The following is a 20,524-nucleotide window of genomic DNA, read 5'->3' on the forward strand; positions in this document are numbered from 1 at the left end:
GTTATCCCTTGTCACTGCTCGGTTCCTTCCTACGGAGGAGGGCCGCTTAGGCGGCGTCGCTGAAGTCGTAGTGCAATTCGTTATCCCGGGCGCTGATCCGCACGCCTGCCAGCGCTTTGCCTTCGAGCATGCGGGTGAGGAATTCGCGGCTCATGTCCGGCAGCAGGCTGTTGGTCAGGATGGTGTCGATCATCCGCCCGCCGCTTTCGGTTTCGGTGCAACGGGAGACGATCAGGTCGATCACCGCGTCGTCGTAATCGAAAGCCACCTTGTGGGTGTTTTCCACGCGCTTCTTGATGCGGTTGAGTTGCAGGCGGGTGATGGCCTTGAGCATCTCGTCGCTGAGCGGGTAATACGGAATGGTCACCAGCCGGCCCAGCAATGCCGGCGGGAAAATCTCCAGCAGCGGTTGGCGCAGGGCCTTGGCGATTTCTTCGGGCTCCGGCACGTTTTGCGGGTCTTTGCAGACCTGGGCAATCAGCTCGGTGCCAGCGTTGGTGGTCAGCAGAATCAAGGTGTTCTTGAAGTCAATCACCCGACCTTCGCCGTCCTCCATCACACCTTTGTCGAAGACCTGGAAGAAGATCTCGTGCACATCCGGGTGAGCCTTTTCCACTTCGTCCAGCAGTACCACGCTGTAGGGTTTGCGCCGCACGGCTTCAGTCAGCACTCCGCCCTCGCCATAGCCGATGTAGCCCGGTGGCGCGCCCTTTAGGGTGGACACCGTGTGAGCTTCCTGGAATTCACTCATGTTGATGGTGATGACGTTTTGCTCGCCGCCGTACATGGCTTCGGCCAGCGCCAGGGCGGTTTCGGTCTTGCCCACGCCGGAGGTGCCGGCGAGCATGAATACCCCGATCGGCTTGCTCGGGTTGTCGAGGCCGGCGCGGGAGGTCTGGATGCGTTTGGCGATCATCTGCAAGGCGTGGTCCTGGCCGATGATGCGTTTCTTCAGGTGCAGGTCGAGGTTGAGCACGGTTTCCAGTTCGTTACGGGCCATGCGCCCCACCGGAATCCCGGTCCAGTCGGCGACCACCGAGGCCACGGCTTGGTAATCGACCGTCGGCAGAATCAGCGGCGTTTCCCCTTGCAGGGCGCTGAGACGCTGTTGCAGGTCCACCAGTTTTTCGCGCAAGGCGTGGCTGGTCTCGCTGCCGTCCTCGCTGTCCACCACACCGACGCGCTCGCGCAGGGTGGCGCGGGTGGCGAGCAATTCATCCACCAGGGCTTTTTCTTCGGCCCAGCGGTTTTCCAGTTCGGCCAGGCGTTCGCGTTCGGCGCTCAACAGGTTTTCGCTTTGGGTCTGGCGGGCGCCGATGACGATGCCGATGGCGTGCTCGCGGGCGATGATCTGCAGCTCGGTTTCCAACGCCTCGATGCGCCGACGGCTGTCGTCCACTTCGGCCGGCACGGCATGCAGGCTGATGGCGACCCGGGCGCAGGCGGTGTCCAGCAGACTCACGGATTTGTCCGGCAACTGGCGCGCGGGGATGTAGCGATGGGACAGTTTGACCGAGGCTTCCAGGGCTTCGTCGAGGATCTGCACCTGATGGTGTTTTTCCATGGTCGAGGCCACGCCGCGCATCATCAGCAGCGCCTTGTCTTCGGACGGTTCGGCGACTTGCACCACCTGGAAGCGGCGGGTCAGGGCCGGGTCTTTTTCGATATGCTTTTTGTACTCGGCCCAGGTCGTGGCGGCCACGGTGCGCAGGGTACCCCGGGCCAGAGCCGGCTTGAGCAGGTTGGCCGCGTCCCCGGTGCCGGCGGCGCCACCGGCACCTACCAGGGTGTGGGCTTCGTCGATAAACAGGATGATCGGTTTTGGTGAGGCCTGGACGTCTTCGATGACTTGGCGCAGGCGCTGTTCGAATTCACCTTTCATGCTCGCGCCGGCCTGTAGCAGGCCGACGTCCAGGCTGCGCAGTTCCACATCCTTGAGCGCCGGCGGCACGTCACCGGCGACGATGCGCAGGGCAAAACCTTCGACCACGGCGGTTTTACCGACGCCGGCTTCACCGGTCAGAATCGGGTTGTTCTGCCGACGACGCATGAGGATGTCTACCAATTGGCGGATCTCTTCGTCACGGCCGACGATCGGGTCAAGCTTGCCACTGCGCGCTTGTTCGGTGAGGTCGACGGTAAAACGCTTGAGCGCTTCCTGCTTGCCCATGGCGCTTGGGGCCATGGCGCCACTGGCTTCACCGGGCACGCTGCCGGCGTTGAAACCATCGCTGGCGCTGAGTGCATTTTCCGGCGAGTCGCCGACGTACTCGTCAAAACGCTCGCTCAGGGCCTCGACCTTGATCTTGTCGAACTCTGCCGACAGTCCCAGTAATCCATGGCGCAAGCTCGGGGTCTTGAGGATGCCCAGCATCAGATAACCGGTACGCACCTGGCTTTCGCCGAACATCAGGCTGCCGTAGACCCAGCCACGCTCCACGGCTTCTTCCACATGGGAAGACAAGTCAGTGATTGACGTCGAGCCCCGTGGCAAACGGTCCAGGGCTTCGGTCAGGTCCCGGGCCAGGCGCGCCGGCTCGATATTGAACTGGCGGATGAGGCGGTGCAGGTCCGAATCCTGCAATTGCAGCAACTGATGAAACCAGTGGGCCAGTTCCACATAAGGGTTACCGCGCAACTTGCAGAACACGGTGGCGGCTTCGATGGCTTTGTAGGCCACGCTATTTAGTTTGCCGAACAACGCGGCGCGACTGATTTCACCCATGCTCTTGGCTCCTTGAGATCTGTGAGGTGTTGGCTTGTTCGGCGTAATGCCGGGCGAGTATTAAGTCCTTGGCATCTTTTGCGGGCTTGCCCACCCAGGTATTGAACCCCAGGCGGAAGCGGCCATTGAGTTGCAGTGTCGGCACTTCGGGCTGTTTCAGAACCAGGTTCAGATCCCAGTCCAGTTCATGGCCCAGGTATTCGGCCACCCAGGCCACCAGCTCATTGAAGGATGGGCTGCCGGGCAACATGCTCATGTAGTCATCCAGCTTGAGCGGCCCCAGGCGAATGCGGAATTTGTGCTGGCGATCCCAGACGCAGCGGCCCAGGCAAAAATCCACGCCCAATTGATGAGCGCTGACGCCCACGCGGCTGCGCTCCGGCAGCACCAGCCATTGGCCGACGTATTCTTCGATCTCCACCGGCAGGCCGAAGTACTCGCCGATGATTGCCTTCAAACCGTCGGGATAGCGGGTTTGTGCCGACAGATGACCGCTGTAATGCAGCTTCGCCGTGTCGGGTATCAGGCCTTGTTTGAGCAGGCTCGGCATGCCTCGACCGCTCAGCGCTGCCAGACGTGCCGACCAGTAGTCATCGTCCGGGCGATCATGGCTGACTGTCGGTCGTGCTTCGGCCCAGGCCCGGTAAAACAGGCTCAGCAGGCGATGATGGAACACATCCAGAAAGCGTTTGCTGGTGCTGTCGGCGTTGTTGCGCTGGCGTTCACGCACATATTCGGTGAGGTGCAGCGGCAACGGGCCGTTGGGGCCGCCGAGGCCAAAAAAGAACTGTTCCAGACGCGCCGGCGAACCGTCGATGCCCGGCTGTACCGAGGCCAGGGTCGCCGGGGCGAAGGTGCAATCGGCCTGTTGCCCAAGGCGCAAGGGGTCATCGGCCAGGCGCAACGAATGGCCCAGGCGCGGAAGCTCAGGCGATTCGCACTCGATGCGCCGTAATGCCTGGAAGAAGTCGTATTCCCAGGGCTGCTGGTGCATCGCGTCCAGGGTATTCACAGGGTCGGACGGCGTCCGGGTTTGGCTTTCCATCGCATGATCTCGCCGCGCTCGGTGGTACGGATCACCGTCTCGGTAAAACTGTTGATCGACACGTAACGTGCCAGGAAGCGCTCGAAGACTGCACCGAGCAAAAAGACGCCCGTGCCACGAAACGCGTTCTCATCGAATTCCAGGGTGATTTCCATACCGCGGCCAAACACGATCGGGCCCGGCATTGGCAAACGTCGGGTGCAGGGTTTGCTGCTGACTTCGCGCAGGCCTTCGATCTGCAATTGCAAGGCTGCATCGTTGTCGTCGCCATACAGGCGCAGCAGCTCGCGCAGAGCGGCGGCGCCCTGGCCTTGCTCGCTGAGGGACAAGTAATTGAGCGAAAGCTGGCTGATCAACCGCCAGGCCTTGGCGTCGTGGGCATGGCTGGCGCGTGGGCGGCTCGGGCCTGCCACGCAGCGTACCGCCGCTACCGGCGCGCTGTCGGCCAGGGTGAAGTCGGTCTTGTTGTTACCCACGCTCATGAACAGCGGCAGGTCGCGGTTGGTGCACAACGCCGTTACGCCCAATTGGCGCAGGTCGTGACGATAGGGCGCCTGCTGGCTGTCCACCAGACTGACGAAGGTTTCGCTGCCGATGTAAGTCGAACGTGGGCCGTTGCGCCGCTGACCGCTGGAGAACATACGGGGTTCGCGCCGCACCGTGTAATACGCCTGATCGCGGCCGTAGCGAGACGGATCGCGGACGGCGTAGAACGGCAAAAAAGGCTGTTCCGACCCGGTGCCGTGGCCGGTGAGGGCGGTCAGGGAATGAATCTCGAAATCCATCGGCCGGGTACGGTCGGCGATCACATGGTGTTCATTCACCCGTTCCGACAAGTGGATGCGATCCAGGCGCTTGGGAAACAAGTTGATTGCCGGGGTGCAGAACGGCAGGAACTGTGCGGCACCGACACTGCCTTCCAGGCTCGGATCGTGACGGTCGAACAGCACGATCAATTCCAGCTCCTGGCCCTGGCAGCGTTTGACCGCCCGGCTCAACCCGGTGAAGTCGACAAACAGAAAGCGGCGGGGCAGGGCGAAGTATTCCTGCAACAGACGATAGCCCTGGAAGGCTCGCGACACCACTGGCAACGCGGCGTCGGTATCGTCGAACCCCACGGAGCGCAGTGCATCCTGGGGCAGGCGTTCTACCCAATCGCCGCCGGGCTGACGGGCGAAGACGGCGCAGGCGTTACCCAGCAACTGTTCGTAGAGGCGAAAGGGTTGTTCGTCGGCGCCGTTGAGGTACAGCGGCAGGTTGTCCAGGGCCAGACTGTTGAACGGCAGTTCGGCACCGGTGCGCAGGGTCAGGCGCAGGCCAGCCTTGGCCTTGGGGGCGCTGGCGGCCAGGCGCCCGAGCACGGCGGACGGGTTGCCGAAGTACTCGGCCTGGCTGACCTGCAATGGCCACAACGTCACCGCATGGGCGGTGCGGTACTCACAGCAGGTTTGGCTTTCGCGACCCAGGGCGGCGCGCAGAACCGTATCCCGAGGCAACGGGAAACCGCTGCTCAGTGAGCCTTCATCGGGGTCGGCCTGCAATTGCACCACGGTCATCGAGGGTGTCGGCGCCAGGTAATGGGGGTACGCGATTTCCAGCAGGTTGTGGGTGAAGGTCGGGTATTCGGCATCGAGTTTGAGCTGTACCCGCGCCGTCAGGTAGGCGAACCCTTCCAGCAAGCGCTCGACGTACGGGTCGGCGCAGTCCATGCCAGACAACGTCAGCCGACTGGCGATTTTCGGGTATTCCTGGGCGAACTCCGCCGCGCTTTCGCGCACGTGGTGCAGTTCCTGGTTGTACAGTTCCAGCAGGCGCGGGTTCATGAGTGTCTCCGCTGGTCGGCGTTGACCACTCGCACATGGCCGGATTCCAGGTCCAGGTCGGTTTGCAGCATCAGGCGCAGCGGCACTGGCTGGGCCCAGAGGTCGCCTTCGATCTCGAAGCTCAGGGCGTTGTGATTCATCTCGGCTGATGCCCGGGCCCGCACGCGCAGGGTATGGCGCAGAATCCGCGGCTCGAACGTGGCGATGGCCTGGTGGATCAGTGCTTCAAGCGCCGCGATATCGACGTTCGATGCACTGTTGCCGGCCAGGGCTGGCAGCCCGAAGTTGACCACCGAAGTGCCGGCCGGTGTGTGCAGCGTCGCATCGGCGCTGAGCAATGACGTGGTGTTGAGCAGCCATGCCAGGTCCCGCAGCACCGAGGCTTTGAGTTGGGTCAGGGACAGTACGCGCTTGTCGGCGCTTTCCTTGAGGTTGCTTGGGTCGTCGTCGGTCAACCGATCCAGCAGGGACGGTTGCAGGCGATCACGGGTGGCGATTTCGGTTACCACGAGAAATGCGCCACGAAATTTTTCTGGTCCATGCCGCCGGTCATGCAGCCAGCACTATGGGCGACGTTTGACACTTCCATGGGCTGACCTTTGATTTGGCGGATGGCCTGATACCGAGCGTCACAATCACGGCTGGGAGGGGGCTCGGGCGTGGAGTGCTCCACGATAATGATTTGGGCGTTGTTGAAGGTTTCGACCCGTGGCTGACCCTCACGGTTGACACTCAGAAAACAAGGCCACGGCATGTCTAGTTTCAAGATGCTTTGGTCCTGTTTGCGTAACGCACATTGCTGATCGTGGTTTTCCAGAGTCAATGTTTGTCCGGCGACAATGACTTCATTGCTGGGGGCAGCAAGTGGTTGCTGCCCGGCCCAGGCGTTGAGGCTCAACGGCAGGCAGCCGGACAGCAGCATCAACAGGGTTCGTTTGATCATTTCAACCCTCAAAGCCCAACCTGTTTTGCGCGATGCGCAGAGTCGTAAGTGATTGCATGTGAAGTCGCTTACCAAGTGAAAAGCGCTGTGTAGTCTTTCTGATCGCCTGCACCGCGCAGGCAACTGGCACTGCGAGAAACCACCGAAGGTTCGAGCTGGCCTTTGATCTGGCGTACGGCGCGGTACTCGGACCGACAGTCGCGACTGTTCGCAGGGTCAACGCTTATGTGCAGCACGATGGCAATCGGCACATTGTTGAAGGACTCGACGTGCGGCTTGCCTTGGCGGTCGACCGCAAATTGGCAAGGCCATGGCATTTCAAGTGGCAGCACGCTCCGATCCGGTTTACGCAACACGCAGCGCTGCTGGTCGTTCTCCAGTGTCAGCTGTTGTGCGCCCAGGGTGACTACCTGGTCTGCGGCAGCAGACGGGGCTTGCTGGTCGGCGCACGCGGATACACTCGACAATACGCAACACAGGACCACAGCGTTTCGGCTGGACTTGATCATGTCAGCTCCCAGAACCAGATGGCTCGGGATCGGTAGGATGGGTCGCTATACCGGCCGATGGTCAGGCCGCGATTCCACAGGTCGATATGGTCGCCGGTGCGACTGTCCGATGACTCTCCTGTCTGCTGGAAACAATCCTTGAAGAAGATGAGCCCGGTCTTGTCTTGCAACTTCCGACGTTCTTCGGCACTTCCACCGAGAATCAGTGGCCGCCCCAGATGATGTTTCCACAACCAGTTCGCCAGTGACTCGGCACCCCGGGCGTGCTCATGTGCACACTTGGGTTCGGTATAGGTGGATTTGTTGACCTTGATGGTCAGCTCTGTGTTGAGCGTCATGCTCATGCGGATAGCACACTGGTTTTCCCAAGGGCCATCACAGGGCTTTGCATCAGGGTACGTGACCAGGAGATCGGAATACGCTTTCCACAAATTAATAAACGACGGCTTGGCCATGACTCAGACACCGGATGGGAAAGGATTGGATTCGAGCAAGCACCAAAATGCCCCCGGCGCATAACGACGGGGGCACGTTCGATTACACCTTGACGTTCTGGCGGATGTTCCAGCCGAACTTGATCGGCCCGCCTTCCTTGGTGCCGTCGGCTTTTTGCGGCTGGTAGTCCACCAGCACCTTGGCGAAGTTCAGGGTGACGTTTTCAGTCAGACGATCATCGCTGCCCGAGCCGCCGGTGCTCAGGGAACTGATCAGCACTTCTTCCAGGTTGATGATCATGTACTCGACCTGGCTTTCGCCGCCGGCCTTGCGCACGGTCAGCTTGACCTTGTCGATGTGCTTGCCGCTGGCGCAGTGCATCATCAGGTTGGGTGTAGCCTTGTCGACGTACTTGGTCAGCGACAGGTCCTGGACGTTCACCTTGCCGGCACCGCCGCCGCCGCCCACGTGCATATTGCCGGACTGAGACATGCCCCAGCTCCAGTTCAAGACGTCGATTTCGTCCTTGTGGGCCTTGTCCATGGACTCGCCCTTGATGTCGCCGATCTTGATGAAAATATCAACAGCCATGTTCTCTCCCTGTGTGGTGTCTACCACGTTGTGTTTTTCTGATCGTTCCCACGCTGAGCGTGGGAGCGATCACATCAAGGGCGGTGTTACGCGCCTTTAGCCGAAGGCAGCTTGGATACCAGGCGCAGCGACACCGTCAGACCTTCGAGCTGATAGTGCGGGCGCAGGTAGAACCGAGAGTTGTAATACCCCGGGTTGCCTTCCACCTCTTCGACAATCACTTCGGCCGCCGCCAATGGGTGCTGGGCCTTGGTGGTTTCGGTGGAGTGCGCTGGGTCACCGTCGACGTAGTTGAGGATCCAGTCCTGCAACCAGCGCTGCATTTCGTCCTTCTCTTTGAAGGAGCCGATCTTGTCGCGCACGATGCACTTCAAGTAATGGGCGAAACGGCAGGTGGCGAACAGGTAGGGCAGGCGCGCGGCCAGGTTGGCGTTGGCGGTAGCATCCGGGTCGTCGTACTCGGCCGGCTTTTGCAGCGACTGGGCGCCGATGAACGCGGCGAAGTCGGTGTTTTTCTTGTGCAGCAGCGGCATGAAACCGTTCTTCGCCAGTTCCGCTTCACGGCGGTCCGAAATGGCGATTTCCGTCGGGCACTTCATGTCCACGCCACCGTCGTCAGTCGGGAAGGTGTGCGCCGGCAGGTTCTCCACTTCACCACCAGACTCCACGCCACGAATGCGCGAGCACCAGCCAAAGTGTTTGAACGAGCGGTTGATGTTCACCGCCATCGCGTAAGCGGCGTTGGCCCAGGTGTACTTGGAGCTGTCGGCGCCGTCGGTGTTTTCTTCGAAGGCGAAGGCTTCCACCGGGTCGGTCTTGGCACCGTACGGCAGGCGTGCCAGGAAGCGCGGCATGGTCAGGCCGATGTAACGCGAGTCTTCCGATTCACGCAGCGAGCGCCAGCCGGCATATTCCGGGGTGGTGAAGATTTTGGTCAGATCGCGCGGGTTCGACAGTTCCTGCCACGAGCCCATGCCCATCACGGTCGGCGATGCGGCGGCAATGAATGGCGCGTGCATGGCGGCGCAGACTTTCGACAGTTCGCCCAGCAATTCGACATCCGGCGGCGACTGGTCGAAGTAGTAATCGCCCACCAGGCAGCCGTAAGGTTCGCCGCCGAACTGGCCGTATTCTTCTTCGTACATCTTTTTGAAGATCGGGCTCTGGTCCCACGCGGTGCCCTTGAATTTCTTCAGGGTCTTGTGCAGGTCGGTCTTGGAGATGTTGAGCACGCGGATCTTGAGCTGCTCGTCGCTCTCGGTGTTGTTGACCAGGTAGTGCAAGCCACGCCAGGCGCTTTCCAGTTGCTGGAACTCCGGGTGATGGATGACCTGGTTGACCTGGGCGGTGAGCTTGGCGTCGATGGCGGCGATGATCGACTCGATCGACTTGATGGCGTCGTTGGACACCAGGTCGGTCTGCGCCAGGGCCTGTTCGGCCAGGGTGCGCACGGCGGTCTCGACGGCTTCGCGGGCGCGTTCGGTCTTGGGTTTGAATTCTTGCAGCAGCAGGGAGGCGAACTCGCTGGCTTCTTCGGTGGTGCCCAGTGTCTGGGCGCTTGCGCGTACTGGATCGGTCATGATCATTCGTCCTGATTAAGCCTGAGGCTCGGCGGGCTTGGGCGCACTGGCAAGTGCCTGGAGCAGCGCCGGATCCTTGATGGCCTTCATGATGATTTCTTCGGCACCGGTCTTGCCGTCCATGTAGGTCAGCAGGTTGGCCAATTGAGTGCGCGCTTCGAGCAGCTTGTTCAGCGAGTCGACCTTGCGCGCCACGGCGGCCGGGCTGAAGTCGTCCATGCTTTCAAAGGTGATGTCCAGGCTCAGGTTGCCTTCGCCGGTCAGCTCGTTGGGCACGTGGAACGCAACGCGTGGCTGCATGGCCTTGAGGCGGGAGTCGAAGTTGTCCACATCCACTTCAAGGAACTTGCGATCGGCCACAGGTGCCAGAGGCTCGGCGGGCTTGCCGGCGAGGTCAGCCATAACCCCCATCACGAAGGGCAACTGAACCTTTTTCTCGGCGCCGTAAAGCTCGACGTCGTACTCGATCTGCACTCGAGGCGCACGGTTGCGCGCGATGAATTTCTGAGAACTTTGCTTCGCCACGTTGCTGCTCCTGGTCGCTCAAGCGACGGTGTTGGCGTCATCGGCGGTGCCGGTGACGTGACTGCGTGATCCGTACGCTTTTATTCGCTGTCTGGTCCGCGCAGGTTTTCAAATTGGCTGATGCCGTCGGGAATCAGGTTGCGCACGATCGCCGCGAAGTCGGCGTGCACCAGATTCTTTGCCCGGTTCAACAGCACCGGCAGGGGGCTGGAGGGCTCGTGACGGGTGTAATACGCAAGAATCCGGTCCAGGCTGCGCAGCACGTCGTCACGGTTGTTGATTTCGCCGGTGCTGGTGCTGGTGCTGGCGTTGCGCGGCGCGCTTGGTGCGGTGGGGTATTCAACCGGCGCGGCACTGTCGTCGCTGATGGCATCGGGCAGGGGGCTGTCGCCGCTCTGCGGGGCGAACTGGCCGAGAATCTGCAAGGCCATTTTGAGCGGTTGCTTCAACGGGCCAAGGTCAACGCCTTGGGCGGAGCCGACTTGTTCGCTGACGTGTTGCTCGATGGTCTCGGCGGCGCTACGGGCCTCGTGCAAGGCTTTGCGGATGATGTCCAACTGTTCGGGATCGCTGTCGAGGAACGCTCCGGCGAGTTGTTCGGCGCCGAGGTTTTCGTCAGGGAAGCTTTGCAGGCCGCTGGCGTTGGCGGCGGCGCGCAGGCTGACAGCGCCAAAGGTTCGCGAACGGGCCAGGATACTTTCGCGCAGCAGGCGAATGGTGGCATCGGATGCCAGGCCGGCGAGGGCATTGATGCGCACGGTGGGGTCGTTGTCGTCTTCGGCATCCAGGCGTGGATGCAGGTCGGCCCAGTATTGCTTGAGCAATTCACTGATCAGCGTCAGGACGCGGGCCAGGCCGGTGACACCTTCCAGGGCAAGGGAGCTTTGCAAAAGGAAATGGGTGATACGCAGGTCTTTGCTGCGTTGCAACAAGTCCAGGCTTTGCTGCTGGATGCTGCGCCATTCAGGCGGTTCGGCAGGCAATATCGAATCGCCCATGCTGCGCTCGGGCTGGCCTTGGGAATCGCGTTCCAGGCGCAAAAAGTCCGCGTCGTATTCCAGATCTTCGCCACAAGGCGAAGTCGCAGAAACGGCGGCGAGCAGCAAAGGCACTTCCACTGAAATTGATCTCCCTATCGCCCGCGACAGAATCGGGCAGTTCACACGTAAGCTCCAAGTGGAACTTCGCATGTTTCCTTGTGCGTAATGGCCCTTTGGATCCTCTATGATCTTAAAGTGCCATCACTGTATTCAAGAAAGTTGTTCATTTTTGGTGTAGTACTTATGGCTTGTCAAGGTAAGCTATTTCTCCTGTGTGACAGATGTGAGGTGCTTAACAACCCTTGCGACCGGTAGGTCAGGGAAGGTACTGATGCAGGTTTTTTGTCACGTAAACCGGTTAAGATCAGCAAATATGCTGGTAAAAAGCTGTTTTTGAGGTTGTTTGCAAGGTTTGTCGGCGAGTTCCGCGGGGATTGATCCCCTCATTCGCCGGCGCGCAAAGTGTGCAGCAAGGAGGCAAGATGCCGCTGTGTTTGACTATCACTAGTTATCACAAGATTACCCCTGGTCAATGCTCTGAAAAATCCATGGATCAGGGAGTGATGGCAATTGGCCGCAATTCTGATAATGACTGGGTATTGCCCGATCCAGAGCGCTTGGTTTCCGGAAAGCATTGCGTTATTCAATATAAAGATGGCCGGTATTATTTAACCGATAACAGCACTAATGGTGTGGAATTGGTTAAGGCCGGCATTCGTCTGCGCAAAGGAAACAGCGAGCCGTTGCAAGATGGGGAAGTTATCCGCATAGGTGATTATGAAATCCAGGCGCGCATCGATTTCAATCTGCCGGTGACTGACAGCAACCCTTTTGCCGATTCGTCCAACAGCTTCGAGGCTCTGATGGGGCGTCAGGGCGCCGGCGTGGCTACGCCGACATCGTCGCCCATGACACCACCTGCACATTTCCAGGGTGTGTCGGCCATGGACACGTTGCCGGACTTGTTCGACTTTCTGGCACCGACCACCGTCCCGCCGGCCACCCAGTCCGACCATGTCCCGGCTGAGCAGCACGACTTCCGCCCACCGACCCCGATCCCCAACCCGACGCCCATGGCCGAGCCTGTGCCGCTGGCGTCGGCCCCAGCCCCAGCCCCAGCCCCGGTGATTCCGGAAGATTGGGACCTGTTCAGCGACAAGCCCGCGCCAGTGGCGGTTGCACCCCTGCCTGTCGCCCCCTTGCCTGTTGCAGAGGTTGCGCAGCCGGCGCCTCAAGTCAGCGTACCGATCGAGCCGTCACTACCGCACGAACCACCCGTGGCCATCGTCGAGCATCCGGTCAATCCGCCCGGCCCGGTCGACCATTCGCAACCCGACCTGTTACGAGCCTTTCTACGCGGCGCCGGGCTGGATCAAGTGCGCCTGGAAAAGGCCCAGGCCGAAGCGCAGATGGAAAACATCGGCCGCAGTTATCGATTGATGGTCGAAGGCCTGATCGATGTCTTGCGCGCCCGCAGCAGCCTCAAGGGCGAGTTTCGCATTCAGCAGACGATGATTCAGCCGGTGGAAAACAACCCGCTGAAATTCGCTCCCAACGTCGATGAGGCCTTGCTGCTGCTGTTGCGCCACACCAATCAAGCGTTCATGGCGCCGGACCTGGCGGTGCGCGACAGCTTCGATGACTTGCGTGCCCACCAGTTGGCGGTGATGGCCGGTGTGGAAGCTGCGATCAAGCACCTGTTGGCGCGTTTCGAACCGGCACAACTGGAAGAGCGCATGGGCAAGCCCGGTGGCCTGTCGAGCATTTTCAATGGTTCACGACAGGCCCAGTACTGGCAGCAGTTCACCGAGCTCTACAGCAATATTTCCCGTGAGGCCCAGGAGGATTTCCAGGACCTGTTCGGTCGGGAATTCAGCCGTGCCTACGAAGAACACAGTGCAAGACAACGTCGCCACTGAGCGTCGCCGTCACATAACGCGATTCATAGCAAAGAACGGAACAACGGATAGCTGAAACGTCATTGAGGACGCAGGATGATTCACAGGTTTTTACTCGCAGTCGCCACCGCGCTTCTGCTGACCGCGTGTGCCAAGGATGCCACCAAACCCCAGCCCGAAGAGGCTGAGGCCGACACGGCCGCCGTCGAGTTGCACTTTCACGCCATCGCCGGGCTCAACCCCGGAGCCACTGGCCAGCCGGCCCCGGTCCGGGTGCGCATTTTCGAATTGAAAAATGCCGCCACCTTCGGTCGTTCCGATTATTTCGCACTGGCCGAACGAGCCCAGGCGACGCTCGGTGCGGATCTGATCGACCAGGACGAAGTGCTGATCCAGCCTGGCCAGCAGTTGAGTCTGCAGCGTGACCTCGATCCGGCCACCCGCCATATCGGCGTGCTGGTGGGGTATCGCGAGCTGGATCAGTCGCTGTGGCGCACGGTGATGAACGTCCCGCCGCGCCAATACACCGAATACCAGATCAGCCTCGACGTGCGAGCCGTGCGCAGCGCCGTCGCGGTTCCCCCATCCAGCCCTGCCCAATAAACAATCGGAGCCCCCATGTCCTGGAACAATCGCGTGGTCTGGTCGGAAGGCATGTTCATTGGAACGCAGCACTTCCAGCAGCATGACCGTTACCTGGAGAACCTCATCGACGCCCGGAGTCGCCCATTGTCGGCCGGTGCCTGGGGGTTTTCTGAGTTGCTGATCGACCAGGGCCTGCTGGCCCAGGGCAAACTGGCGATCATCTCGGCGCGGGGCCTGTTGCCAGACGGCACGCCATTCAACATTCCCCAGGATGACCTGGCGCCGAGCCCGTTGAATATCGATGACAACCTGCGCGATGGTTTGGTGTATTTGGCCTTGCCGCTCAAGCGCGCCGGTGCGCGTGACACCGTTGACGAAGGCGAGGCCCTGGGCGCTGCGCGCTATGTGAGTCAGGTGCGCGAAGTGCGGGACGATAACGCGCCATTCGAAAACCAGGCCCCGGTGGCCGTGGGGTCGAGGGCGCTGCGATTATTGATAGCCCGGGATGGCATCAGCGACTACGCGGCCATCGGCCTGGTGCGAATCAAGGAGAAACGCGCCGACCGCGCCTTGGTGCTCGATGACACTTACATCCCGCCGCTGTTGGATGTGGTTGCCTCCACGCCCTTGGCTGCGTTCCGCAACGAGCTACTGGGCCTGCTTCATCAGCGCGGCGAAGCGCTCGCCGGGCGGGTGGTGGCGTCCGGTGCTGGCGGTGCCTCGGAGATTGCCGACTTCATGCTGCTGCAACTGGTCAACCGTGCCCAACCGCTGATCCAGCACTTGAGCCGGTTGAGTCCGTTGCATCCCGAGCGGTTCTACAGCGAGTTGGTGAGCCTGGCCGGGGAATTCTCGACTTTTACCGCTTCCGGGCGGCGACCGCAGGAATTCCCGCAGTACCAGCATGATGACCTCGCGCTGAGTTTTGCCCCGGTGATGCAAGCCCTGCGTGAAGCGCTGTCGATGCTGATCGACAGCAAGGCCACGCCGATTCCGATCGTCGAAAAAGCCTATGGCATTCATGTGGCCATGCTGGCTGACAAGACCCTGCTCGACAACGCCAGTTTTATTCTGGTGGTGCGCGCCGATGTACCTGCCGAGACCCTGCGCAGCCGCTTCGGCCTGCAGAGCAAAATCGGCTCGGTGGAACACATTCGCGACATGGTCAACCTGCAATTGCCGGGCATCGGTCTGCTGCCGCTGCCGGTGGCGCCACGGCAGATTCCCTATCACGCCGGCTCCACCTATTACGAACTCGACCGGGGCAGCGAGCATTGGCAACAACTGGCCAACTCCGGCGGTTTTGCGTTCCACATCGCGGGTCAGTTCCCGGGGTTGAACCTGGCTTTCTGGGCGATCCGAGGATAAACCGCGATGAACAACGACGATCGTACCCAGTTCATGCCGACCCCCGGTGGTCGTGGCGCCGAGCCGGCCCGCCCGGACCCTGGCCGCGCCCAGCCCGCGCCACTGTCGATGCCGGCCGCGCCGCTGTTGACCGGTAAAACCGAAGGTCTCAACCCCCTGGAGAGCGCCGCGGGCCCGCTGCTGGCTTTGCTGACCCGTTTGCGCAACACCATTGCCCACCCGGCACCAGCGAGTCTGCGGGCGCAACTACTGGCCTACCTGCGCCAGTTCGAGGAGCGCGCCGAGGCCGCCGGCGTGGTGCGCAACGATGTGTTGTTGGCCCGCTACGCCTTGTGCACCGCCCTGGATGAAGCGGTGTTGAGTACGCCGTGGGGCGGCGCCAGTGACTGGGGCAAGCAAAGCCTGTTGATCACTGTGCACAACGAAGCCTGGGGTGGTGAGAAAGTGTTCCAGCTCCTGGAACATTGCCTGCAAAGCCCCCGCGAACGTTTGTATCTGTTGGAGCTGTTGTACCTGTGCATGTGCCTGGGTTTCGAAGGGCGTTACCGGGTCATGAATGACGGTCGCAGCCAACTGGAGGCGTTGCGTGAGCGCACCAGTGCGGTTATCCGCAGCGCCCGTGGCGAATATGAGCGCGAACTGTCGCCCCATTGGCGCGGCGTGACCGTGGCGCGCGATCGACTGGCGCAATTCATGCCGCCATGGATCGCGGTAGCCATCGGCGTGGCGTTGCTGCTGGCCCTGGTGTTCGGCCTGCGCTTGAAACTGGCCGCCGATGCCGAGCCGGTGTTTAAAAACATTCATGCGCTGGGCGAGATCCCGGTGCAGGCCATCGACCGTCCGGTGGTGCAGCCGAAACTGGTCGAGCGGCCACGCTTGGCCGGTTTTCTCGCTGATGAAATCAAGGCCGGCCGGGTGGCCGTGGAAGATGCCGTTGACCGTTCAGTGGTGACCATCCGTGGCGATGAGCTGTTCGCCTCGGGCAGCGCCAGTATCGTCGACAATTTCCAGCCGCTGATGCTGCGCATCGCCGATGCCATTCGCAAGGTCAAGGGCCAGGTCCGGGTGACCGGCCACAGTGACAATCGCCCGATTGCCACCTTGAGGTTTCCATCGAACTGGGCGTTGTCCGAGGCGCGGGCCACTTCGGTGCTGCAAATCCTTTCGGCCAAGACCGGCCAGCCCGAGCGCTTCAGCGCCGAAGGCCGCAGCGACACCGAGCCGCTGGCCTCGAACGCTACGACCGAGGGCCGCGCACGCAATCGTCGGGTCGAAATCACAGTGTTGGCGGAGGGGGTCGAGTGAAGGCGTTTTTCAGTTTTATGACTCGCTGGGTCATTCCGTTGCTGGGGCTGATCGCCCTGAGCCTGATCATCTGGTTTGTCGGGCCGCTGCTTGAACTCCTGGTGCCCGAAGGCCGGCGCTGGGCGCTGATCATTCTGCTGTTCGCGGTGTGGATCGCCTATCGAGTGTTTCGCATCATCCAGGCCCGCCGTCAGGCCGCCGAAGTCATGCGCAGCCTGGCGGCGCAAACCCCGCCGGACCCGACCAGCATCGCTACGGCCGAAGAGCTCGAAACCCTGCGCCAGCGCATGGACGAAGCCCTGACGCTGTTGAAGAAAGCCAAGCTGGGCGGCGACGAACGACGCAATCTCTACGAATTGCCGTGGTACGTGATCATCGGCCCGCCGGGTTCGGGCAAGACCACGGCGCTGGTCAACTCCGGTCTGCATTTTCCGTTGGCCGCGCAGTTGGGCGCCGGTGCGGTGCGCGGCGTCGGCGGTACGCGCAATTGTGATTGGTGGTTTACCGACCAGGCTGTGCTGCTCGACACCGCAGGCCGCTACACCACTCAGGACAGCGACGCGACGGTCGACAAGGCCGCATGGCTGGGCTTTCTGGGTCTGTTGAAAAAACAGCGGGCCCGTCGCCCGATCGACGGTGCATTTATCGCCATCAGCCTCTCCGACCTGTTGCTGGGCAGCGATGCCGAACGCGCCGCCCATGCCGCTGCGATACGCCTGCGCATTCAGGAGCTGTACACCCAACTGGGCGTGCGCTTCCCGATCTACCTGATGCTGACCAAGCTCGATCTGGTGCCTGGGTTCATGGAGTATTTCGACTCCCTGAGCAAGGAAGAGCGAGCCCAGGTCTGGGGCATGACCTTCGCTCTGGATGACGGCAAAAGCAATGACAGCCCGCTGGCCCATCTGCAAAGTGAATTCGCCGGTCTGGAGCAACGCCTGAACGATCGGCTGGTGGAGCGCTTGCAGCAGGAACGCGACCCGGCGCGACGCGATCTGATCTACGGTTTTCCACAGCAGTTCGGCGCGTTGAAGGATTGCCTGCAAAGCTTCCTTGAGGGCGTGTTCAAACCCAACGCCTTTGAAGAGCGGGCGCTGTTGCGCGGGGTGTATTTCACCAGCGGCACCCAGGAAGGCAGCCCGATTGACCGGCTGATCGGCTCCATGGCCCAGAGCATGAACCTGGACCGCCAGCACCTGGTGCGCCAGAACGGCACCGGGCGCAGTTACTTCATCGAAAAGCTCTTCAGCGCCGTGGCCTTTGCCGAGCGTGGGCTGGTGGGTGTCAATCCGAAAGTCGAACGTCGACGCAAGTGGATCGCCCAGGGCGTGCTGGCCTCGACCGTAGCCTTGGTGTTGGTGGTCGGGACCTTGTGGTGGGTCAGCTACCGCGCCAATCAGGCGTATATCGCGCAAGTCGATCAGAAAGTCGTGCCCCTGGGCCAGGCCGTGCAGAACCTCAGCCCGGCGCAGCGGGACGTGCTCGCCGTGTTGCCCTTGCTCAACGCAGTGAAGCACTTGGCCGATGATGCGCCGAACTGGGCCGAAGGCCTGGGTCTGTATCAGGGCGACATGCTTGAAGCCGAGTCCGGCAGCGTCTATCGCAAGCTATTGATCGCGGTCTTCGCGCCGCGCTTGCTCACGCGTATCGAGGAGCAACTGCACGGCGGCGGCAATTCGGACTTCCTTTACGAAGGCTTGAAGGCCTACCTGATGCTCGCCGACAGTGAGCATTACGATGCTGATTTCATCAAGGCTTGGATCGCCCTGGACTGGGACCGCAGCCTGCCCCGCGACTTGCCGGCCGAGCAGCGCGTAGCCCTCGGTGAGCACTTGCAGGCGCTGTTCGAGCGCCATCCGCCCACCGCGCGTCTCGACCCGCGCCTGATCGATGACTTGCGCCGGCAATTGCAACAGCTGCCGGTGGCCCAGCGTGTCTATGACCGGATCAAGCGGCAGAAACTGCCGGACGGTATCCCGGACTTTCGTCTCAACGAAGCGGCCGGGCGCGATGCTGCGCTGGTGTTCAGCCGCAAGAGCGGCAAGCCGCTGGGCGATCCCTTGAGTGGCTTCTTCACGGCCAAGGGTTACCGCCAAGGGTTTTTGCTCACCAGCCTGAACCAGACCGGCACCTTGGCCGAGGAGCAGTGGGTGCTCGGTCGCGATCAGGCAGAACAACAGAACGTCGCCAGCCTGGCCGCCGATGTGCGTCGCCTGTATTTCCAGGATTACCAGCGCCAGTGGGACGCCTTGTTGGCTGATATCGACTTCGTGCCGATCACCAGCGTGGCCCAGGCCGCCGATGTGCTGCGGGTGATTTCCGGGCCGACTTCGCCGTTGAAAAAATTGCTGGTGGCGGTGGCGAAGGAAACCGACCTGCAACAGGAAGAACGCCTGCTGGCGGCCAAGGGGGCGCCGGTGGAGGGTGGGGTCGACAAGCTCAAAGAGCGCCTGGGCACCTTGCTCGGCCAGGAGCAGGCGATGCAAAACGCACCTGAGGCCAGTGACGATCCAGTCACCACGCATTTTGCCGAACTCAACCGCATCGTCAGCAAGAACGAAGGCGAGCCGGCAGCCATCGACGGCCTGCTGGCCGACATGAACGCCCTGTATGTGCAGGTCAGCGCCATGGTCGGTGCCAGCGGCGACGCCTTGCTTGGCGAAGCCAAGAACCAGGCCGCAGCGGCGGCGACGCGGGTCAGCCTCAACGCCGAGCGTCAACCGGCGTTGGTGCAGGGCCTGGTCAAGTCGGTGGTCAACTCCACCACCAACAGCATGATGGGTGGAGTACGCAATCAACTGAACGCGGCCTGGACCAGCGAAGTGGTGAACATCTATCGCCAGTCCCTGGCCGGGCGTTATCCGATGTCGCCGGGCAGTGCGCGGGACGCGACCCTGGATGACTTCGGTCAGTTCTTCGGCGTGGGCGGGGTGATGGACAACTACTTCCGCAAATACCTGCAGCCCTATGTGGATACCTCGGCCCAGGCCTGGCGCTGGCAACCGGGTGCCGCGCAGAAGCTCGGCATCGCCCCGGGCGTGCTGCAAACCTTCCAGCGGGCAGCGACCATCCGGGATGCGTTTTTCCGTTCCGGCGGTACCCAACCGATGGTGCGCTTCGAACTCAAGCCCGTGGCCATGGATTCCACCATCACTCAGTTTTTGCTCGACCTCGACGGCCAGCAATTGAGCTACGACCACGGCCCGAGCCGTCCGACCGCCATGCAATGGCCCAACCCCGGCAGCATCGGCGTGGTGCGGATCTCGATCATGCCGCCCACGGCCAGCGGTCGGTCCGGCATCACTCTGGACGGGCCCTGGGCCTGGTTCCGCCTGCTCGAGCAATCGGATCTCACCGCCGGCAACTCGCCGGACCGCTTCAACCTGCGGCTGCGGGTCGACGGCGCCAGCGCCTCTTATGAGCTGCGGGCCAACAGCGCCTTCAACCCGTTCAAGAGCCGTGTGCTCAGCGGTTTCAGCCTGCCGGAGCGCTTATGAGCACGCCGGGCTTCTATGGAAAGTTGGCCAGTCGCGGGGACTTTGTCAGCCGTGGCTTGCCGCAGAGTTTTATCGGCCCTTGGGATTCGTGGCTGGCGGCGGGGTTGCTCGCCAGCCAGAGCCTTGGCGACCGTTGGCTGAATGCCTATCTGGTCAGTCCGCTGTGGCGCTTTATGGTCGCGCCCGGTGTGTGTGGGCCGCAGGCCGCCGTGGGGGTGGTGATGCCGAGCATTGATCGGGTTGGCCGGTATTTTCCGCTGACCGTCGCGGTGCTGCTGGATCACGATGCCGACCCGGCGTCGGTGGTGAGCGGTTCGGACGCCTGGTTTGAACAGGTCGAGCAATTGCTGTTGAGCACGTTGAGCGTGGAGGCGAGCTTCGAAGCCTTCGGTGCAGCGCTGGAGACACTGGGCAGTCCGACCTGCCTGCCGCGCACCCCGAGCAGCCGTATTGCCGGCCTGCACCGCTTTGATGTCACCGATCCGCAGGCGCGAATGATCGCCCTCGCCGAACAGGCCTGCGAAGGGGCCAGTGTGTGGTGGGGCCAGGGTTCGGAGCGTATCGCCCCCGGTTTATTGCGGTGCCAGGGCCTGCCGGCCGCCGCTGATTTTGCGCAATTTTTGCTCGGCCAAGAAGGTTTTGTGTAGATGTGTTC

Annotated in this window: 17 protein-coding genes; 6 read left to right on the forward strand and 11 right to left on the reverse strand. The window is 61.7% G+C overall.

The annotated features are described in order from the left end of the window. Positions 1-46: 46 nt before the first annotated feature. The 11 genes from tssH to tssA form a co-directional block, all read right to left on the reverse strand. Positions 47-2,725 (reverse strand): type VI secretion system ATPase TssH, encoded by a 2,679-nt coding sequence (gene tssH, locus AC1RL4_RS04355; protein WP_230175584.1) that lies wholly within the window; start codon positions 2,723-2,725, stop codon positions 47-49. Beyond that, positions 2,718-3,770, reverse strand: a complete 1,053-nt coding sequence (tssG, locus tag AC1RL4_RS04360) for a type VI secretion system baseplate subunit TssG (RefSeq protein WP_026331811.1) — start codon at positions 3,768-3,770, stop codon at positions 2,718-2,720. Before tssG ends, tssH begins: the two co-directional genes overlap by 8 nt. Then, on the reverse strand, positions 3,734-5,593 hold the full coding sequence (gene tssF / locus AC1RL4_RS04365; protein ID WP_493119170.1) for a type VI secretion system baseplate subunit TssF: 1,860 nt from the start codon (positions 5,591-5,593) through the stop codon (positions 3,734-3,736). Before tssF ends, tssG begins: the two co-directional genes overlap by 37 nt. Beyond that, positions 5,590-6,102, reverse strand: a complete 513-nt coding sequence (gene tssE / locus AC1RL4_RS04370; protein ID WP_019580412.1) for a type VI secretion system baseplate subunit TssE — start codon at positions 6,100-6,102, stop codon at positions 5,590-5,592. Before tssE ends, tssF begins: the two co-directional genes overlap by 4 nt. Further along, positions 6,096-6,515 (reverse strand): hypothetical protein, encoded by a 420-nt coding sequence (locus tag AC1RL4_RS04375; RefSeq protein ID WP_169342489.1) that lies wholly within the window; start codon positions 6,513-6,515, stop codon positions 6,096-6,098. Before AC1RL4_RS04375 ends, tssE begins: the two co-directional genes overlap by 7 nt. A gap of 89 nt (positions 6,516-6,604) precedes the next feature. After that, on the reverse strand, positions 6,605-7,045 hold the full coding sequence (locus tag AC1RL4_RS04380; protein WP_019580414.1) for a hypothetical protein: 441 nt from the start codon (positions 7,043-7,045) through the stop codon (positions 6,605-6,607). Continuing rightward, positions 7,042-7,500 (reverse strand): type VI secretion system amidase effector protein Tae4, encoded by a 459-nt coding sequence (locus AC1RL4_RS04385; RefSeq protein ID WP_028939182.1) that lies wholly within the window; start codon positions 7,498-7,500, stop codon positions 7,042-7,044. Before AC1RL4_RS04385 ends, AC1RL4_RS04380 begins: the two co-directional genes overlap by 4 nt. Positions 7,501-7,582: 82 nt before the next feature. Continuing rightward, positions 7,583-8,071, reverse strand: a complete 489-nt coding sequence (locus AC1RL4_RS04390) for an Hcp family type VI secretion system effector (protein ID WP_018927416.1) — start codon at positions 8,069-8,071, stop codon at positions 7,583-7,585. Positions 8,072-8,157: 86 nt separating this feature from the next. Next, entirely contained in the window at positions 8,158-9,651 is a 1,494-nt protein-coding gene (tssC, locus tag AC1RL4_RS04395; RefSeq protein ID WP_018927417.1) for a type VI secretion system contractile sheath large subunit, read from the reverse strand. Positions 9,652-9,666: 15 nt separating this feature from the next. Beyond that, on the reverse strand, positions 9,667-10,176 hold the full coding sequence (gene tssB / locus AC1RL4_RS04400) for a type VI secretion system contractile sheath small subunit (RefSeq protein WP_007894500.1): 510 nt from the start codon (positions 10,174-10,176) through the stop codon (positions 9,667-9,669). 80 nt (positions 10,177-10,256) lie between these two features. Further along, entirely contained in the window at positions 10,257-11,294 is a 1,038-nt protein-coding gene (gene tssA, locus AC1RL4_RS04405; RefSeq protein WP_028939181.1) for a type VI secretion system protein TssA, read from the reverse strand. Between the two features lie 404 nt (positions 11,295-11,698). Between tssA and tagH the strand changes: the two genes are divergently transcribed. The 6 genes from tagH to tagF all read left to right on the forward strand — a co-directional run bounded on the left by tagH (position 11,699) and on the right by tagF (position 20,516). Further along, a complete protein-coding gene (gene tagH / locus AC1RL4_RS04410; protein WP_096479356.1) occupies positions 11,699-13,135 on the forward strand; it encodes a type VI secretion system-associated FHA domain protein TagH in 1,437 nt (478 codons plus the stop codon). 75 nt (positions 13,136-13,210) lie between these two features. Then, entirely contained in the window at positions 13,211-13,717 is a 507-nt protein-coding gene (gene tssJ / locus AC1RL4_RS04415; protein WP_019580418.1) for a type VI secretion system lipoprotein TssJ, read from the forward strand. Positions 13,718-13,732: 15 nt separating this feature from the next. Then, a complete protein-coding gene (gene tssK / locus AC1RL4_RS04420; RefSeq protein WP_019580419.1) occupies positions 13,733-15,067 on the forward strand; it encodes a type VI secretion system baseplate subunit TssK in 1,335 nt (444 codons plus the stop codon). A 6-nt stretch (positions 15,068-15,073) separates the two neighbouring features. Further along, positions 15,074-16,372 carry a DotU family type VI secretion system protein gene (locus AC1RL4_RS04425; protein ID WP_019580420.1) on the forward strand — a complete coding sequence of 433 codons (1,299 nt, stop codon included), beginning with the start codon at positions 15,074-15,076 and terminating at the stop codon, positions 16,370-16,372. Next, positions 16,369-19,869 (forward strand): type VI secretion system membrane subunit TssM, encoded by a 3,501-nt coding sequence (gene tssM / locus AC1RL4_RS04430; protein ID WP_230173191.1) that lies wholly within the window; start codon positions 16,369-16,371, stop codon positions 19,867-19,869. The genes AC1RL4_RS04425 and tssM overlap by 4 nt, the downstream gene beginning before the upstream one ends. Then, on the forward strand, positions 19,866-20,516 hold the full coding sequence (gene tagF / locus AC1RL4_RS04435; protein WP_019580422.1) for a type VI secretion system-associated protein TagF: 651 nt from the start codon (positions 19,866-19,868) through the stop codon (positions 20,514-20,516). Before tssM ends, tagF begins: the two co-directional genes overlap by 4 nt. The last annotated feature ends 8 nt before the right edge of the window (positions 20,517-20,524 follow it).

Source organism: Pseudomonas sp. GW822-FHT07A10 (genome assembly GCF_058798795.1).

Coding starts and splice junctions, on each gene's coding strand:
- tssH (WP_230175584.1), bottom strand. CDS start 2,725: ATGGGTGAAATCAGTCGCGCCGCGTTGTTCGGCAAACTAAATAGCGTG.
- tssG (WP_026331811.1), bottom strand. CDS start 3,770: ATGGAAAGCCAAACCCGGACGCCGTCCGACCCTGTGAATACCCTGGAC.
- tssF (WP_493119170.1), bottom strand. CDS start 5,593: ATGAACCCGCGCCTGCTGGAACTGTACAACCAGGAACTGCACCACGTG.
- AC1RL4_RS04375 (WP_169342489.1), bottom strand. CDS start 6,515: ATGCTGCTGTCCGGCTGCCTGCCGTTGAGCCTCAACGCCTGGGCCGGG.
- AC1RL4_RS04380 (WP_019580414.1), bottom strand. CDS start 7,045: ATGATCAAGTCCAGCCGAAACGCTGTGGTCCTGTGTTGCGTATTGTCG.
- AC1RL4_RS04385 (WP_028939182.1), bottom strand. CDS start 7,500: ATGGCCAAGCCGTCGTTTATTAATTTGTGGAAAGCGTATTCCGATCTC.
- AC1RL4_RS04390 (WP_018927416.1), bottom strand. CDS start 8,071: ATGGCTGTTGATATTTTCATCAAGATCGGCGACATCAAGGGCGAGTCC.
- tssC (WP_018927417.1), bottom strand. CDS start 9,651: ATGACCGATCCAGTACGCGCAAGCGCCCAGACACTGGGCACCACCGAA.
- tagH (WP_096479356.1), top strand. CDS start 11,699: ATGCCGCTGTGTTTGACTATCACTAGTTATCACAAGATTACCCCTGGT.
- tssJ (WP_019580418.1), top strand. CDS start 13,211: ATGATTCACAGGTTTTTACTCGCAGTCGCCACCGCGCTTCTGCTGACC.
- tssK (WP_019580419.1), top strand. CDS start 13,733: ATGTCCTGGAACAATCGCGTGGTCTGGTCGGAAGGCATGTTCATTGGA.
- AC1RL4_RS04425 (WP_019580420.1), top strand. CDS start 15,074: ATGAACAACGACGATCGTACCCAGTTCATGCCGACCCCCGGTGGTCGT.
- tagF (WP_019580422.1), top strand. CDS start 19,866: ATGAGCACGCCGGGCTTCTATGGAAAGTTGGCCAGTCGCGGGGACTTT.